Source organism: Nonomuraea terrae, assembly GCF_004348995.1.
Lineage (GTDB): Bacteria > Actinomycetota > Actinomycetes > Streptosporangiales > Streptosporangiaceae > Nonomuraea > Nonomuraea terrae.
In genome coordinates this window covers 1-16,596 of the sequence record NZ_SMKQ01000080.1, presented here as the reverse complement: position 1 = coordinate 16,596, position 16,596 = coordinate 1, and the positions used below count along the sequence as shown (strand labels likewise).

The 16,596-nt window shown below is 70.6% G+C and carries 14 protein-coding genes; 4 read left to right on the top strand and 10 right to left on the bottom strand.

Going from position 1 to position 16,596, the window contains the following annotated elements; translation table 11 throughout:
- Positions 1–2: 2 nt before the first annotated feature.
- The 8 genes from E1286_RS24240 to ctaD form a co-directional block, all read right to left on the bottom strand.
- The gene (locus E1286_RS24240) at positions 3–941 is read right to left on the bottom strand and encodes a diacylglycerol/lipid kinase family protein (RefSeq protein WP_132615740.1); all 939 of its coding nucleotides are present in this window, start codon (positions 939–941) and stop codon (positions 3–5) included.
- Positions 942–1,343: 402 nt separating this feature from the next.
- Entirely contained in the window at positions 1,344–4,064 is a 2,721-nt protein-coding gene (locus E1286_RS24235; protein WP_246075075.1) for an immune inhibitor A domain-containing protein, read from the bottom strand.
- Positions 4,065–4,212: 148 nt separating this feature from the next.
- A complete protein-coding gene (frdD, locus tag E1286_RS24230; protein ID WP_132615738.1) occupies positions 4,213–4,572 on the bottom strand; it encodes a fumarate reductase subunit FrdD in 360 nt (119 codons plus the stop codon).
- Positions 4,572–4,967: a succinate dehydrogenase/fumarate reductase transmembrane subunit gene (locus E1286_RS24225; protein WP_132615737.1), complete on the bottom strand. Its 396-nt coding sequence runs from the start codon at positions 4,965–4,967 to the stop codon at positions 4,572–4,574. The genes frdD and E1286_RS24225 overlap by 1 nt, the downstream gene beginning before the upstream one ends.
- Entirely contained in the window at positions 4,964–5,704 is a 741-nt protein-coding gene (gene sdhB / locus E1286_RS24220) for a succinate dehydrogenase iron-sulfur subunit (protein ID WP_342776254.1), read from the bottom strand. Before sdhB ends, E1286_RS24225 begins: the two co-directional genes overlap by 4 nt.
- Positions 5,697–7,430 (bottom strand): fumarate reductase (quinol) flavoprotein subunit, encoded by a 1,734-nt coding sequence (frdA, locus tag E1286_RS24215; protein ID WP_223190317.1) that lies wholly within the window; start codon positions 7,428–7,430, stop codon positions 5,697–5,699. The genes sdhB and frdA overlap by 8 nt, the downstream gene beginning before the upstream one ends.
- 5 nt (positions 7,431–7,435) lie before the next feature.
- Positions 7,436–7,669 (bottom strand): hypothetical protein, encoded by a 234-nt coding sequence (locus E1286_RS24210; protein WP_132615735.1) that lies wholly within the window; start codon positions 7,667–7,669, stop codon positions 7,436–7,438.
- 75 nt (positions 7,670–7,744) lie between these two features.
- Positions 7,745–9,472, bottom strand: a complete 1,728-nt coding sequence (ctaD, locus tag E1286_RS24205) for an aa3-type cytochrome oxidase subunit I (RefSeq protein WP_132615734.1) — start codon at positions 9,470–9,472, stop codon at positions 7,745–7,747.
- 188 nt (positions 9,473–9,660) lie between these two features.
- Between ctaD and E1286_RS24200 the strand changes: the two genes are divergently transcribed.
- Positions 9,661–10,872, top strand: a complete 1,212-nt coding sequence (locus E1286_RS24200; RefSeq protein ID WP_132615733.1) for an aspartate aminotransferase type Ic — start codon at positions 9,661–9,663, stop codon at positions 10,870–10,872.
- 10 nt (positions 10,873–10,882) lie between these two features.
- Here the strand turns inward: E1286_RS24200 and E1286_RS24195 are convergent, their stop codons facing one another.
- Positions 10,883–11,455: a hypothetical protein gene (locus tag E1286_RS24195; RefSeq protein ID WP_132615732.1), complete on the bottom strand. Its 573-nt coding sequence runs from the start codon at positions 11,453–11,455 to the stop codon at positions 10,883–10,885.
- A gap of 52 nt (positions 11,456–11,507) precedes the next feature.
- On the opposite strand from E1286_RS24195, the gene E1286_RS24190 reads away from it, so the two are divergent.
- The 3 genes from E1286_RS24190 (at position 11,508) to E1286_RS24180 (ending at position 16,163) form a co-directional block, all read left to right on the top strand.
- Positions 11,508–12,869: an FAD-binding oxidoreductase gene (locus tag E1286_RS24190; RefSeq protein ID WP_246075074.1), complete on the top strand. Its 1,362-nt coding sequence runs from the start codon at positions 11,508–11,510 to the stop codon at positions 12,867–12,869.
- A gap of 177 nt (positions 12,870–13,046) precedes the next feature.
- Positions 13,047–15,335, top strand: coding sequence for a serine/threonine protein kinase (locus E1286_RS49375; RefSeq protein WP_223190315.1), 2,289 nt, complete (start codon positions 13,047–13,049; stop codon positions 15,333–15,335).
- Between the two features lie 42 nt (positions 15,336–15,377).
- Positions 15,378–16,163, top strand: coding sequence for an enoyl-CoA hydratase-related protein (locus E1286_RS24180; RefSeq protein ID WP_187368211.1), 786 nt, complete (start codon positions 15,378–15,380; stop codon positions 16,161–16,163).
- Here the strand turns inward: E1286_RS24180 and E1286_RS24175 are convergent.
- On the bottom strand, positions 16,149–16,596 hold a 448-nt coding region (locus E1286_RS24175), incomplete at its 5' end, for an ROK family protein (RefSeq protein ID WP_132615731.1). The genes E1286_RS24180 and E1286_RS24175 overlap by 15 nt on opposite strands.

Sequence of the window (16,596 nt, the reverse complement as noted above, 5' to 3'; positions counted from 1 at the left end):
GGTCAGCGGTCCTCGAACGAGGCGGGCACCATGACCCGCACACCGTTGGGCACCACGCGCAGCCGGATCGGGGTGCGCAGGCGCACCTCGCCGTCCACGTCGGCGGCCATCGGCGGGTCGGTCTCCAGCAGCATCTCCCGGCCCACCACGAACGGCCCGCCCGCGAGGCTGCGCCAGCGGCCGCTGGTGGCCCGCAACAACGTCTCGCCGAGCAGCCGCACCTTCTTGCCCGAGCCGAGCTGGTAGGCCACCAGCATGCCGTTGTCGATGCTGATGTCCTTGGCCACCTGCCAGCCGCCGTGGAAGCGGCCGTTGGCGATGTTGAGCTGGTGGGTGAGCAGTTCGTGACGCTGCCCCTCCACCGTGATGTACGCGCGGAACGGCCGGTGGCCCGGCAGGATCGTCAGCGCCGTGAGCGGGTAGGCCGGGCGGCCCAGGATGCGTTTGAGCCACGGCTTCACCTTGCCCGCCACCTCGACCGACACCCCGAAGCTCGCCAGATTGGCGAACGGCCGGTCGTCGGCCATGCCCAGGTCGATGTCGGCGACCTTGCCGGTGTCGAACACCCTGATCGCCCCCGCCAGATCCAGCGGCAGGCCCAGGCTGCGGGCGAAGTTGTTGGTGGTGCCCAGCGGCAGCACGCCCAAGGCGACGTCGCGATGGGCGACATGACGGACGGCGGACGACAGCGTGCCGTCGCCGCCCCCCACGATGAGCAGGTCAGGTCCCGTGGCCAGGGCCGTGTCAAGCAGGTCGCGCAGCCTCTTGGGGTTGTACACCGACAGCTCCGCCAGCGGCTCGAACCCGAGGTTGTGGATCTGCTCGATCACCTCGAAGTAATGACGACGGCCGCGGCGCGAGCGAGTGTTCACCACCACCGCCACCCGGCGATCCCGCCGGATCGCCTCGGTGTGCTCGGCTTTGGCACGCAGTTGGCTCATGGTCATCATCGTAGGGGCACTGGCGTGCCACCTGAGGTTGGTCGCTGAACGCGACCAACCTTAGGGGGCTGCTGTGCGGGCTGGGGTTGAAGGGTACGCCCCCCGGCTGAGACCTGTCGAGGCAGGGAGGGACGGTCGCGCTCCGGCATCAGCCGCGAACTTCCCAGGTCAATGTGAGCGCGGGCTCTCTTCCGGGACGGGCGGGAAAACACCCCAACGCGGCCTGAACGCAGCCCGAATTTTCGGCGTCGCCACGCGACTTCCCGGGAGGCGGCTGCTTTTCGGCAGTTGCCCAGCCAAGGAGCGGTTGGTGGGAGAACCGGGTCCCGGGGCGGCCGGCGTGGTCGCGCCCCGGGAGGTGGGGGCGGGGCCGTCCGTGGGAACGGAGGCCCCGCCGTGGTGCTACTTCTTGGTGCTGGTGCGCGGAGGGACGACGTGGACGAGGGCGCCCACGTTGCCCGGAAGCGGGGCCAGGAGCTTGAACTGGACCCCCAGGGCCTTGCCCTCGTCACCGGGGTTGCCGGTGCCGAGCACGGAGCCGGCGACCGTCTGGCCGTACAGCTCAGGGGCCGGGGTGCCGTCCTGGTGCACCACGCGGGTGGAGTACGCCTGGTCGCCCTTCGACGGCACGACCACCGAGGCGTCGAAGTCGCGGTAGTACAGACCGCCGTCGATCGTCTCGATGCCCGGGTACCACGTCTTGGCGTCGGTGAAGGTGGACACGCCCTTCTGCGCGGGGAAGTTCGTGCAGTACTGGCTGAACGGCTCGTCCGCCGCCTCCAGGCACTCCTTGAACGGGTACGTCTTGCCGAACCCGAACGCGGCGTTCGAGGTCTGGACGCGTCCCTGCAGGTTCTTGTTGAGCTGCGGGTCCTTCTCGGCCGCCTCGCCCGTGCGGCGCAGCGGCTCGTAGTGGGAGTCCACGATCAGCAGGCTGCCCTTGGGACCGATGCTCGGCTGCGTCTGGATGGTGTCGTAGATGTTGTTGTTGACGTACGTCGAGTCGCGGTACCAGACGAGCAGGCCAGGCGCGTTGTACTTGACCTTCTGCACCTTCCACGCGCCGTCACGCAGGTAGTCGGTGTCGTAGGCGTACTGCAGGCCCTTGTCGAAGCCGTCGAAGTTGCGCCACTCGGCGAGGTAGAAGCGGGAGATCTCGCGCTCGCCGTTGTTGCGCGTCCAGCCCTGGCCGCTGGTGTTGGTGAACGTGCCGACGATGTGCAGCCAGCCGGTGTCGCTCTCGGCGTCGTCGCTCCACACGGCCGTGCCGCCGTTGGTGAGCTCGAAGTCGTCGACGTGCCAGCCGCGCATCTGGAAGGCGGCGTCGGTGTTGTACGACAGTCGCAGCCTGATCGTCTGGCCGGCGAACGGCGTCAGGTTCACGTAGTCGTGCCGCCAGGCGCCGCCGGTGTCACCGGTGAGGCCGTACTTCTTGTTGCCGAAGGTGACGAGGTTCTTGTACGGGTCGGCGTAGTCGTCCGGCGTGCTGACCTCGTTGCCGGCCTCGTCGTAGACCTTCTGCTGGGTCCACGTCTCGCCGCCGTCGGTGGAGACCTCGACGAAGCCGAAGTCCCAGTCCTGCTCGATCTCGTAGTTGTTCCACATCCACAGCTTGAGATCGTTCCCGGCGGGGACGGGCAGGTCGCGGGTCAGCGTCAGGTTGCCCCATTCCTGGTCGAGGTTGCTCCACCAGGCGTTCGAGCCGCTGTGGACGTCGATCATCTTGACCGGCGCCGACTCCAGGTTGACGCGGACGCCGTCCTCGGTGAGCTTGGGCGTGCGTGAGGACTGGCCGACGGTGACGACCTTGGCGCGGTCGCCCGGCTCGAACACCTTCGGGTTCGCCCAGCCGAGCACCCACTTGTCCCACAGGCCCATGTGACTCGGCATCGACTGGAAGATCGGGCCGGAGTGGGAGCCGCTGGACATCAGGTCCCAGAAGTCCACGGCGGAGCTGGCCGCGCCCGTGGTGTCGTACAGGTCGGGCAGGCCGAGGTCGTGGCCGTACTCGTGGGCGAAGACGCCGACGCCGGAGTCCTCCGGCTGCACGATGTAGTTGGAGATCTTCTTGTCGCTGCCGGGGATCTTGTAGCCGCTGGCGACCGCGCTGGAGTGCGCCCAGATCGCGTACGTGCCCTCGGCGCCGCCGTCGGACGACTTGTCCTTGCCGGCGTGGACCAGCACGAGGTGGTCGATCACGCCGTCGGGCTCGGCGTGGTTGCCGTCGCCGTCGGCGTCGGAGATGTCCTCGACGTCGTAGTCGGCCCACGGGAAGTCGGGCTGGGCCTGGGCGAGGGCGTTCACGGTGTCGATCGGCAACTGCTGGGCGCCGAGCGGGTTGTCCGGGTGGCCGGACATGTCCTGGGGCGCGCCGCCGCAGGCCGCGGCGCCGTACCAGGCCTCGGAGTGCGGGACCTTGATCCAGCCGACCGCCGAGCCGGTGACGGAGTAGGCGCCCTTCGACATCTCCTCGTACATCCGCTTCATGGTGTGGCCGGAGATGTCGATGCCGGGCTTGCCGTCACGCGGGTCCTTCAGGTCGGGACGGACGCGCTCGGTGATGCCCTTGTCGGTGTAGAGCATCCTGTTGAAGTGCTCGGTGCTGAAGTCCTTGACCCAGAAGGAGTTGTTGTCCTCGGCCGGCAGGGTGGCCGGGTCGGGGATGTTGTTGTGCAGCGGGCCGTTGAGGAACGTGCCAGGCGGCTCGACGACGCAGTCGTCCGGGGCGCTGCTGACCGTGCGCAGGCGGTTGTAGCCGGAGAAGTCGTCGTTGGCCTGCTCGTTGAACTCGACGAGGATCGTGAGGAGCTTGGCCGTACGGACCTGCTTCGACTTCTTGAAGATCCAGTCGGCGGGGTTGCGGCCGGTCCTGATGGCCTCGTTCTCGCGCGCGGCGAGGATGCGGCCGGCCGCCGGGTTGCCGGCGGCGAACTTGCGGTCGAACTTCTCGGCCGGGGACAACGACCGCGCCTTGGCGTTGTTGAGCGTGGGCTCCCGCGGGTCCCTCTCGACGCTCGGGGGCGCGTAGTTGATGTAGTAGTCCGCGGCCGTCGGCTCGTAGCGGGCGATGGACTCCGCCTGGGCGGGAGGCACGGACAAGGCGGCGCCCAGGAGGGCGACCACGGGGAAAGCTGCTAAAAGGCGCTTCTTGCTGGGCACCGGGAACCCTCTCTGCCCGGGATCGCCGGGCAATCGGCCATGAAGAGTGCAATGCCGGACGTTAGAGGGTAGGTAAACTCAGCGTAAAGGCCGTTGTGTAAATGTGATCAAACTACGACATATAGGTCATCATTCTCACCGCGACGATCCCGCCGGCGAGCGCGCCGCCGTAACAGACCACCGCGATCAGCCGGTCGAACCGGCCGAGACCGAGCAGCTCCTCGCTGGTGAAGCGGAGCCGGTGAGCCGCGTGAAAGAGACAGAGCACGACGACGGCCGCCAGCGCGACCCGGACGAGCACGTGGTCGACCAGCGCCCGCAGGTGGGCCGCGGCGGGCCAGTCCACCACGCCGAGCGGCATGAGCACCCCGAACAGCAGCACGAGCACCGGCAGCACCAGCGCCGCCACCACTCCCCCGCCGCTGAACAGCAGCCACAGGTACGGCTCCGGCGTGCGTTTCCTCGGCGTCATCACGACCTCAGCACGACGTAGGCGATCAGCAGCGACACCAGCGCCCAGGCCGTGTGGTTGCCGCCCTGGATCATCCAGGCCGGCACCCGCCAGCCGTCCAGCCGGACCACCGTGGCCTTCGGCGCGAGGTTGAGGAACGTGACCGCGTGGAAGACCGTCGCGGCCAGCGCCACCACGTTCAGGGCGATCATCCACGGCCGCGCGGCCAGCGCGGCGAACTCCGCGAGGCTCCCGCCCAGCACGGCGTCGACGAGCATCAGCGTGAAGACGATCGACCAGGCCACGAAGACGCTCGTCAGCTCGCGCAGCACGAAGACGGTGTAACCGCGGCTGCGGGTGAACCAGAGCCGGTCGCGGCGCGGCCGGTAGACGTCCGTGCGCGCGTCCTCGGTCATCGCCGGCTCCACGGCAGCACCGAGCGCAGCGCGGCGCTCACCTTGTAGCGCTGGATGGCCTCGGCGGGGTCGACGTGCTTGGGGCAGACCTTGGTGCACTCGCCGACGAACGTGCACCCCCACACGGCGTCGTCCAGGTTGAGCACGTCGAACCGGTCGTCCATGTCGCGCGAGTCCAGGTTGTAGCGCTGGGCCAGGGCGATCGCGGCCGGGCCGAGGAAGTCGGGGTCGAGCACGTAGACCGGGCAGGCCGAGTAGCACAGCAGGCAGTTGATGCACATGCTGTACTGCTTGTACGCCTCCAGCTGCTCCGGCGTCTGGGCGTACTCGGCGGTCAGCGGCGGCTCCTCGCCCTCCCTGACCAGCCAGGGCCGCACCGACGACAGCTTGGCCAGGAAGTCGTCGATGTCCACGACCAGGTCGCGAATCACCGGGAAACCCTTGAGCGGCTCGATCCTGACCGGCCCGGAGCCGTACTCGGTGAGGAAGGTGCCGCAGGTCAGCCGGGCCTCGCCGTTGACGGTCATGCCGCACGAGCCGCACACGCCCATCCGGCACGACCAGCGGAACGACAGGCTGCCGTCGAGCCGGTCCTTGATGTAGGTGAGCCCGTCAAGCACCGCCCAGTCGTCCACGAGCGGAACGTCGTACGCCTGGAACACCGGCTCGCTGTCCTCCCCCGGCCGGTACCGGGCGACCTCCATCCGGATCGTCGGCGTCTCAGCGCTGTCAGTCACGGCCGTAGACCCTTTCTCCCGGAGCCCAGCGGGTGATCGTCACGGGCAGCAGGCCCACCGACGGGGTACCGTCGGGCGCGCGGTGCACCAGCGAGTGCGCCAGGTAGGCGTCGTCGTCGCGGGCGGTGTGGTCGGTGCGCTGGTGCGCGCCGCGCGACTCCCGCCGGTTCAGCGCGCAGGCCACGATCGTCTGCGCGACCTCCAGCATGGCGTGCAGCTCCAGCAGGTTGATCAGCTCGGTGTTGAACGCGGTGCTGCCGTCGTCGACGCGGGCCTCCTCGGCGCGCTCGCGCAGCCCGGCCAGCGTGTCGGCGGCCTTGGTCAGCACGTCGCCGCTGCGGTAGATGCCGGCCGCGCCTTCGAGGGTGTGCTGCATCTCCTCGCGCAGGTCGGCGATCCGCCCGCCGTTCCCGCCGCCCTCGCGCGCGCGGGTCAGCCGCCGCCGCTCGTCCTCCCCCTGGCTGCGTACGGCCGCCGGCTCGGCCTCGCGGTGCGAGCGGGCGAACTCGGCGGCGGCGATCCCGGCCCGGCGGCCGAAGACGAGGATCTCGGGCAGCGAGTTGGAGCCGAGCCGGTTGGCGCCGTTGATGCTGACGCACGCCGTCTCCCCGGCCGCGTACAGCCCGGCGACGGTGGTGGCGCCGTCGAGGTCGGTGTGGACGCCGCCCATCATGTAGTGCACGACCGGACGCACCGGGATGAGGTCGGTCACCGGGTCGAGGTTCTGGTAGCTGCGGCACAGCTCGCGCACGAACGGGATGCGGTGCTCGATCTTCTCCTCGCCGAGATGGCGCAGGTCCAGGTAGACGACCGGTCCGTACGGGGTGTCGGCGGTACGGCCCCTGCGCTGCTCGTGCACGAACGCCTGCGAGAGCCGGTCGCGCGGGCCGAGCTCCATGCTGCGCAGCGTCGGCTCGGGCGTGGGGGCGCCGAGGTCGTAGTCCTGCAGGTAGCGGTAGCCGTCCTTGTTGATCAGCCAGCCGCCCTCGGCCCTTGCGGCCTCGGTGATGAGGATGCCGGTGAACGGCAGGCCGGTGGGGTGGTACTGGACGAACTCCATGTCCTTCAGCGGCGCCCCCTCCCGGTAGGCCAGCGCCATGCCGTCGCCGGTCTTGATGGAGGCGTTCGTGGTGAAGGGGAAGGCGCGGCCGCAGCCGCCGGTGGCCAGGATGACGGTCCTGGCCGGGATGGTCTCGACGCGGCCGGTCCTGATCTCGACGGCCACGACGCCGTGGACGCGGCCGTCGTCGACGACGAGCTTGGTGACGTACCACTCGTCGTACCTGATGATGTCCTGATATTTCAGGGTGGTCTGGAAGAGGGTGTGCAGCAGGTGGAAGCCGGTCTTGTCGGCGGCGTACCAGGTGCGCATCTTCTTCATCCCGCCGAACGGCCGCACGGCCACCCGGCCGTCGCGCTCACGGCTCCACGGGCAGCCCCAATGCTCCAGCTGGATCAGCTCTCGCGGCGCCTCGGCCACGAACGCCTCGACCGCGTCCTGGTCGCACAGCCAGTCGCCGCCGGAGATCGTGTCGTAGCAGTGCTCGTCGAGCGTGTCGCCGATGCCGATCACCGCCGCGGCACCGCCCTCGGCGGAGACGGTGTGACTGCGCATCGGATACACCTTCGACACGACCGCCACCTGCAACGCGGGATCGCTCTCGGCCACCGCCACGGCCGCGCGCAACCCCGCCCCGCCCCCTCCGACGATCAGCACATCGATCATGTCCCTCATTTCCCCCGATCGGGTTCGGCCTGGTCCTTGACGCGCTTGCCGTCGTGGCGGACGGCGGACAGGTGGATGCTGCCGTCGTGGTACTCGTGGCGGATGCGGCGGCAGCCGCAGGTGTAGAACCAGTCGCGGATCAGCAGGCCGTAGCCGTCGTCCTCCATGAAGCGCTCACCGCCGGCCTTCCTGCCGCAGGGCGCCGTCTCGGGGGCGAAGGGAGTTCGCGTTCCAGTCATCGCCGGTCTCCCTCGGGGGGCGGAGTCACCTCCACACAAGCACCAACCGGGCGCTTGGGGAAGGTCGCGAACCCGTCAGGAGCGCGTGCCCTCCGGGGCTCTCGGCTCGTCGCCCGGGCGCGGGCCCAGCTCGGGGGGTTCGCCGCCGCCGGCCTCGGGGGCCTCCTCCGGCGGCACCCGGGGGTAGTGCAGGTCGAAGGCGGGCCGCTCGGAGCGGATGGGCGGGATGCTGGTGAAGTTGTGCCGCGGCGGCGGGCAGCTCGTCGCCCACTCCAGCGAGTTGCCGTAGCCCCACGGGTCGTCGAGGGTGACCTTCGGCGCGCGCCGGGCGGTCTTGAAGACGTTGTAGAGGAACGGCAGCGTCGAGGCGCCCAGCAGGAACGCCCCCACCGAGGAGAGCTGGTTGAGGAAGGTGAAGCCGTCGGCCACGCCGTAGTCGGCGTAGCGGCGCGGCATGCCGGCCGCGCCCAGCCAGTGCTGGACGAGGAACGTGGTGTGGAAGCCGATGAACAGCGTCCAGAAGTGCACCTTGCCGAGCCGGTCGTCGAGCATCCGGCCGGTCATCTTCGGCCACCAGAAGTAGAACCCGGCGAACATGGCGAACACCACGGTGCCGAAGACGACGTAGTGGAAGTGGGCGACGACGAAGTAGGTGTCGGTGATGTGGAAGTCGAGCGGCGGCGAGGCCAGGATGACCCCGGTCAGCCCGCCGAGCAGGAACGTCACCAGGAAGCCCACGGCGAACAACATCGGCGACTGGAAGGTCAGATGGCCGCGCCACATCGTGCCGATCCAGTTGAAGAACTTCACCCCGGTCGGCACCGCGATGAGGAACGTCATGAACGAGAAGAACGGCAGCAGCACCTGCCCGGTGCCGAACATGTGGTGCGCCCACACCGTCATCGACAGGCCGGCGATCGTGATCGTCGCGCCCACCAGCCCCATGTAGCCGAAGATGGGCTTGCGGCTGAAGACCGGGATGACCTCGGTGATGATGCCGAAGAACGGCAGCGCGATGATGTACACCTCGGGGTGGCCGAAGAACCAGAACAGGTGCTGCCAGATCAGCGGCCCGCCGTTCTCGGCGACGAAGACCTGCGTGCCGAGCTTGCGGTCGGCCTCCAGCACCAGCAGCGCGGCGGCCAGCACGGGGAAGGCCAGCAGCACGAGCAGGCCGGTCAGCAGCACGTTCCAGGTGAACAGCGGCATGCGGAACATCGTCATGCCCGGCGCGCGCATGCCGATGATCGTGGTGATGAAGTTGACCGAGCCGAGGATCGTCCCGAGGCCGGACAGCGCCAGGCCCATGATCCAGAAGTCGCCGCCGATCTGCGGCGAGTACACCGACGACGACAGCGGCGTGTAGGCGAACCAGCCGTAGTCGGCCGCGCCGCCGGGCGTGAAGAAGCCGATCAGCACCATCAGCCCGCCGAACAGGAACAACCAGTACGACACCGCGTTCAGCCGTGGGAAGGCGACGTCGGGCGCGCCGATCTGCAGCGGCATGACGACGTTGGCGAACCCGGCGAACAGCGGGGTGGCGAACAACAGCAGCATCACCGTGCCGTGCACGGTGAACAGCTGGTTGTACTGCTGCTGGCTGACGAGCTGCATGCCGGGGGCGACGAGCTCGGCCCGGATGATCATGGCCATGACGCCGGCGATGAGGAAGAACCCGAACGAGGAGATCAGGTAGAGGTACCCGATGACCTTGTGGTCGGTGGTCGACAGCCAGGAGGCTATGACGGTCCCGGTGCGGCGGCGCCTGACCTGCTCGATCGTGGTCTCGCGAACAGTCGTCACGGCTGCTCCCCTCCTGTACGGAGTTGTGCCTGCCCCGATCTACCCATTGCACGCCAAGCGGCGACGCGGGGGAAGCCGTCTTTTGCCATCCTTCGCCGGGACTTTTGCGCGGGGCGTCCACATGGCGGAAGTCCGCCGGTCCACGGCGCGACATCTTCTATCCTGCAAGCCGGACCGACTCGGAGGAGATGATCGTGACCGCTCAGCGTGACTACGCCGCCCTCGCCCAGCGTGGGCTCTCGCTCGACCTCACCAGGGGCAAGCCGTCGCCGAGCCAGCTCGACCTCTCCAACGACATGCTGCGGCTGCCGGCGTCCTACCGCGCGGCCGACGGCAGCGACGCCCGCAACTACGGCAACCTGCAGGGTCTGCCGGAGCTGCGGGAGCTGTTCGCGCCGTTGCTGCAGGTGCCCGCGGGCCAGTTGGTCGTCGGTGGCAACGCGAGCCTCGCGCTCATGCACGACACCGTGGTGCACGCGCTGCTGAGCCCGCTGCCGGGCGCCGCGCGCCGGTGGATCGAGGAGCCGGAGATCACGTTCCTGTGCCCCGTTCCCGGTTACGACCGGCATTTCACGATCTGCGAGCGGCTCGGGATCACGATGGTGGCGGTCCCGATGACCGCGGAAGGCCCCGACATGGACGTCGTCGAGCGCCTGGTCGCCGCCGACGCGAGCGTCAAGGGCATGTGGTGCGTGCCGAAGTACAGCAACCCGACCGGCGTCGTCTACAGCGACGAGACGGTCCGCCGGCTGGCCGCCATGCCGACCGCGGCGCCCGACTTCCGGATCTTCTGGGACAACGCGTACGCGGTGCACCACCTCACCGACACCCCTGCCGAGCTGGCCGACGTACTGGCGCTCAGCGCCGAGCATGGTGACCCCGACCGGGTGTTCGTCTACGCCTCCACCTCCAAGGTGACGCTGGCCGGCGCGGGGGTGTCGTTCTTCGGCTCCTCGCCGGCGAACGTCGAGTGGTTCCTGCGCAACACCGCCAAGCAGTCCATCGGCCCCGACAAGATCAACCAGCTCCGTCACGTCGAGTTCCTGCGCGACGCGGAGGGCGTGGCGGCCCACATGCGCCGGCACGCCGAGCTCATCGGCCCGAAGTTCGAGCTGGTCGACAAGGTGCTGACCGAGCGGCTCGGCGGACTGGCGAGCTGGACGAGCCCGAAGGGCGGCTACTTCGTCAGCCTGGAGGTGCCGCACGCGGCCGAGGTGGTGGCCAGGGCGAAGGCGGCCGGCATCGCGCTGACGCCCGCGGGCGCGACGCACCCGTACGGGAAGGACCCCGACGACCGGACGATCAGGATCGCGCCGACCTACCCCGGGCTGGACGAGCTGGAGCAGGCGATCGAGGGGCTGGCCGTGTGCGTGCGGCTGGTGGCCGAGGAACGCGGCTGACCGCCTCGGGTCAGCGGGAGCCGGGACGGAAACCGAAGAGGTATTCGCGCGTCTCGCTCGGATGGAAGGCGATGTCGAGGCCCGGCTCGAAGGCCACGTTGTCGCGCGGGCAGTAGCGCAGCCGTTCCCACACGGCCAGGGCCTTCTCCCTGGCCGTGAGCTCGGCCGCGTCCCTGCGGCGGGCGCCGCGCGCGCCGAGCACGTTCAGCAGCCCGAGCATCCAGAACAGGCCCGTCAGGCAGAACGGGGCGAGCAGCACCTCGCCCCACTTCGGGTCCTGGCCCATCGCGATCACCAGCGACACGACCAGGTGCACGAGGGCCGCGACGAGGAGCAGCACGTATCCCTGGTTCCTGACCCAGGGCGTGTAGTGGCGGCTGGGGAACGACAGCCAGACCGCCAGCTGCGTGCGGCTCATCACGTGCCGGGACGCGCCCAGCGCCGCCGCCGTCGGCAGGTCGGCGATCTCGCGCGCGCCCGGTAAGCGGACCCGTCCGATCTTGTACGTCGTCCCCGCGGCGACCACGCCCGGAACGGCGATGACCTGGTCGGCCTCCGAACACACCGGGCACCTCACATCCATCCGGGCAGTTTGGCTGTAAGGGAAGTCCGGCGCAAACCATAGAGTTCACTGTGTGAGACCGATTGATTCCCTGGTGAACTCCTTGTCCGAAGCGCGCGTGGTGACCGACCCCGACGTGATCGACTCCTACGCCCGTGACCGCACGTTCGTGGCGCCGGGCAAGCCGCTCGGCGTGGTGCTGGCCACCTCCCGCGACGACGTGGTGACCACCCTGAAGTGGGCCACCGAGCACCGGGTGCCGGTGGTGCCGCGCGGCGCGGGCACCGGCCTGGCGGGCGCGGCGGTGGCCGGCGACGGCGCGATCGTCCTGTCGCTGGCGAAGATGACCGCGATCAAGGAGCTCTCCCCCGCCGACGAGATCGCCGTCGTCGAGCCCGGCGTCATCACCGCCGACCTCGACCGGGCGGCCCGGGAGCACGGCCTGATGTACGCGCCCGACCCGTCGTCGTACGAGATCTCCACGATCGGCGGGAACCTGGCCACCAACGCCGGCGGGCTGCGGTGCGTCAAGTACGGCGTGACCAGGGACTCCACGCTCGGCCTCGAAGTGGTGCTGGCCGACGGCCGGATCATGAACACCGGCCGGCGCACCATGAAGGGCGTCACGGGCTACGACCTGACGGGTCTGTTCGTCGGCTCGGAGGGCACGCTCGGCGTGATCACCTCCGCCACGGTGCGGCTGCGCCGCGCCCCGGCCGTGCCACCCGCGACGTTCGCCGCCGAGTTCGGCTCGCCGCGGGACGCCGGCGCGGCCGTGTCGGCGATCATGGCGGCCGGCTGCCAGCCGTCGCTCATGGAGCTGCTCGACCGCACCACGCTCAAGGCCATCGACGACTGGCGCAACATCGGGCTGGAGGACACGACGCAGGCCATGCTGATCGGCCAGTCCGACGCCGCCGACGGCCAGGCCATGGCCGAGCGCATGCAGCAGATCTGCCGGGACAACGGCGCCTCGTTCGTGGCCGTGTCGTCCACCCCCGAGGAGGCCGAGGAGCTGATCGGGGTCCGGCGGCTGGCGTACGGGGCCAAGGAGCGGATGGGCGCGTGCCTGGTCGAGGACGTGTGCGTGCCGCGGTCCAAGCTCGCCGAGATGATCATCGCGATCGAGGAGGCGGCGGCGCGGCACGGCGTGCTGATCGCCACGGCGGCCCACGCCGGCGACGGCAACCTGCACCCGGTCTTCATCTTCGACCACGGCACCCTCGAACCGCCCGCGGAGGTGTGGGCCGCGGCGGACGAGGTGTTCACCACCGCGCTGCGGCTCGGCGGCACGCTCACCGGCGAGCACGGGGTGGGCCTGCTGAAGCGGCGCTGGCTCGCCATGGAGTCGGGGCCGGTGGCGGCCGAGGTGCAGAACGGGATCAAAGCCGTCTTCGATCCGCTCGGCATCCTGAACCCCGGTAAAGCCATCTGACTTAATGATCTTGGGTTGACCAAGACGTGACCTACCTGCGGATTCGCCACACCACCTGCGATAAAACGCTGACTTTTTTGGTCAAAACATGAAAGTTCTGTTACGAGCGGCAGACTTGACAAGGGTCCCGCTGGTAGCGTTTTGCCTCATCTATTGGGGTTGTGATGGGGGTCCGACGTGAATCAGTTCCAGCCGTTGGCGGCGGACGACCCGCGGCGGCTGGGGGCGTACGACATCGTCGCCCGGCTCGGCGAGGGCGGTCAGGGCGTTGTCTACCTCGGCAAGAGCGACTCGGGCGAGCAGGTCGCGGTCAAACTCCTGCACCACGCCCTGGCGGCCGACGCCGACGCCAGGACCCGTTTCCTGCGTGAGGTCGCCGTGGCGCAGCGGGTGGCCCGGTTCTGCACCGCGCCCGTGCTCCACGCCGACCTCGACGGCAGCCGCCCGTACATCGTCAGCGAGTACGTCCCGGGCCCTTCGCTGCGTGAGCTCGTCATCAACGAGGGGCCGCGGCGGGGCGCGGCGCTGGAACGGCTGGCGATCAGCACGGCCACCGCGCTCGCGGCCATCCACCGGGCGGGGATCCTGCACCGCGACTTCAAGCCCGCCAATGTGCTGATGGGCCCCGAGGGCCCGGTCGTGATCGACTTCGGCATCGCCCGCGCGCTCGACTCCCCGGGCGCGACGGCCACCGGGATGGCCATGGGGACGCCGTCGTACCTGGCGCCCGAGCAGCTCAGCGGGGCCGCGGTCTCCGAGAGTGCCGACGTGTTCGCGTGGGGCGTCACGATGGTGTACGCCGCGACGGGCAAGCCCGCGTTCGGCTCCGACTCCATCCCCGTCGTGATGAACCGGATCCTGAACGAGGAGCCGCAGCTCGGCGGCATGGAGGGCGTGCTGGCGGAGCTGGTCGCCGCCTGCCTGTCGAAGGACCCGGCGCTGCGCCCGACCGCCGACGAGCTCATCGTCCGCCTCACCGGCCAGCCCGCGCCGAACGCCGCCGTCGAACCGGTCGCCGGCCGCCCGGACGCCACGCCGTCCGGATCCACGCCGCCCGTACCCACGCCGTCCACGCCCGCTCCGAACGCGTTCCCGGCTCCGGGGCATCCGGGCGCGGACGTCTACCCGGGCCCGTGGACCCAGCCGAACCCGATCCACGTCGCCGGCGGCCCGTCCCGGACCGGCCCGGTGGCCCCGTCCCAGACCGGCCCCCTCTCCCCGTTCCAGACCGGCCCGGTCCCTCCGGCCCCGCCGCAGACCGGCGACTACGGCCACCACGCCGCAGCCGCAGCCCAGAACCACGGCTTCCCGCCGCACCCGGGCGCCTCCTACGGCAGCCACCCTCAGGGCGCCCAGCCGGGCATCCCGCACGGCGGGCCTGTCCAGGGCGGTGCCCAGCCCGGCGGTCCCCAGGGCGGCCCGCACGGCGGTCACCCTCAGCCGGGCACGGCGCACGGCGGTCACCCCCAGGGCGGTCAACCCGGGATGCCCTTCGGAGCGCAGCCCGGCGGTATGCCGGGCGGGCCTCAGCAGGGTGGGCCCGGTGGTGTGCCGCCGCAGGGCGGCGCGCGTCCCTCGGGTCCGCTGCCGGGTGACGGCGTTCCGCCCAAGCAGCGGCGGACGCTGACCCTCGCGCTGACCGGCGCCGCCGCCGCGGCCCTGCTCGTGGTCGCCGGCGCGGTCGTCGTGCAGGCGAACAGCAAGGAGGAGGTCCCGGTCGTGGCCGTGGGCAGCTCCTCCCGGGAGGCCTCCGGCGACGGCTCGGGCGCCGCGGGACAGCCGGGCGAGCCCCCGGTGACCGCCGGTCAGACCTCCGACCCCGAGGTCCCCACGGCGGACGAGGTGCCCACCCTCGACATCGAGTCGGGGCAGGGCGAGAAGAAGACCAAGAAGCCGGTCGCCAACGTGCCCGAGGTGGTGGACGTGCCCAGCCAGCCGGTCGGCACGCCCCGCTCGGACCCCTCGCCGTCTCCGACGAAGAGCAGGAAGAAGCGCTCGAACGTCGAGCCCCCGCACGACCCGTCGACGCCGTCCGAGGCCCCCACGACGGCTCCGTCGCCCACCAAGGCGCCCACGAGCAAGCCGACCACGAAGCCGACCGCCAAGCCCACCACGGTCAAGCCGTCGCCCGCGCCGAAGCCCAACACGGTCAAGCCGACCACCGTGTGCGGCGCCGGCTACCAGGTCATCGACACCCACTCGCTGGGCGCGGACGCCACGATCTACCTGCTGTACCACACGGGTGCGGGCCGGAACTGCGTGATCACGATCTCCCGCATGGTGCACCCCGGCAAGGTCAAGATGAGCGCGGTCCTCCAGGTCAAGGGCGGCTCCACCGCGACCGACCCGGGCGTGTACACCTCGTACGCGGGCCCGCTGCGCCTGCCTGCGGCGAAGAAGTGCGTGATCTGGGGCGGTTCGTGGGGCACCAAGAACTGGAAGTCCGACTGGAGCCACTGCGGCTGACGTCCGCCGGCGGCCTGATCGGCACCCGGTAGCGTGCTGCGCATGAGCCTCGTACACAAGGACCTGGCGGCGGGCGTCGCGACCATCACGCTCGACTCGCCGCCCAACCGCAACGCGCTGTCCGTACGCCTGCTCGCCGACCTGGCCGACCGGCTCGCCTGGGCGCTGGCCGAGCCGGAGGCCCGGGTGGTCGTGCTGACGGCGACGGGCAAGGTGTTCTGCTCCGGGGCCGACATCAAGGAGCAGCGCGCCGGGGACGGCCGGCCGGACGCGCCGGTCACCGCCTCGCTGCCGGAGATCCTGCGGACGCTCTGGGAGAGCCCGAAGCCGGTGGTCTGCCGGCTCAACGGCACCGCCAGGGCGGGCGGCCTGGGCCTGGTGGCGGCGTGCGACTTCGCGATCGCGCCGCTGACGGCGTCGTTCGCCTTCACCGAGGTACGCCTCGGCGTCGTGCCCGCGATGATCTCCGTGCCGGTGCTGCGGCGCGTCGGCGCCCGCGCGGCGGCCGACTACTTCCTGACCGGCGAGGTGTTCGACGCGGCCCGGGCGGCCGAGATCGGGCTGCTGTCGCGGGCGGTGCCGGAGGAGGAGTTGGACGCGACCGTCGCCCGCTACGCCGAGATGCTGACGAAGGGCGGCCCCGAGGCGCTGGCCATCACCAAGCGCCTGGTCAGGGAGGTGCCGCAGCTGTCGTTCGGTGAGGGGATGCGGCGGATGACCGAGCTGTCGGCCGAGCGGTTCACCTCGGAGGAGGGGCAGGAGGGCATCGCGGCGTTCATGGAGAAGCGCTCCCCCACGTGGGTCCCGCCGGTGTCACCGGGCGAGTGACCTCCAGGCGAGCAGCCCGGCGCCGATCAGGCCGGCGAGCGGGCCGAGGGACGACGCCCGCACCTCCGGGGCCTTCCTGAAGCCCAGGCGGTGGGCCAGGCGCTCGCGCAGCGGGACGATCAGGGCGTCGCCCGCCTGTGACACCCCGCCCCCGAGCACGATCGCCGCGGGGTCGGCCACCAGCGTGTACGTCGCCAGCGCCAGGGCGAGCGCCTCGACCGCCTCCGCCCACACGCGCACGGCCTCGGCGTCCCCTTCGGCAACCAGCCGGACCACCTCGGCGGCCCCGGGGACGCCGACGCGGGCCGCCACCGCCCCGCCGGACGCGTACGCCGCCAGGCAGCCCCGCTGGCCGCACCCGCAGGCGAGACCGTCCGGACGCACGGGGATGTGCCCGATCTGCCCGGCCCACCCGTTCGCGCCCCCGTACGGC

Bases quoted from the DNA above. Each gene is read 5' to 3' on its own strand.
- E1286_RS24225 (WP_132615737.1), bottom strand. From the start codon at position 4,967: ATGACCGAGGACGCGCGCACGGACGTCTACCGGCCGCGCCGCGACCGG.
- frdA (WP_223190317.1), bottom strand. From the start codon at position 7,430: ATGATCGATGTGCTGATCGTCGGAGGGGGCGGGGCGGGGTTGCGCGCG.
- E1286_RS24195 (WP_132615732.1), bottom strand. From the start codon at position 11,455: ATGGATGTGAGGTGCCCGGTGTGTTCGGAGGCCGACCAGGTCATCGCC.
- frdD (WP_132615738.1), bottom strand. From the start codon at position 4,572: ATGACGCCGAGGAAACGCACGCCGGAGCCGTACCTGTGGCTGCTGTTC.
- E1286_RS24200 (WP_132615733.1), top strand. From the start codon at position 9,661: ATGATCGTGACCGCTCAGCGTGACTACGCCGCCCTCGCCCAGCGTGGG.
- E1286_RS24240 (WP_132615740.1), bottom strand. From the start codon at position 941: ATGAGCCAACTGCGTGCCAAAGCCGAGCACACCGAGGCGATCCGGCGG.
- E1286_RS24210 (WP_132615735.1), bottom strand. From the start codon at position 7,669: ATGACTGGAACGCGAACTCCCTTCGCCCCCGAGACGGCGCCCTGCGGC.
- E1286_RS24180 (WP_187368211.1), top strand. From the start codon at position 15,378: ATGAGCCTCGTACACAAGGACCTGGCGGCGGGCGTCGCGACCATCACG.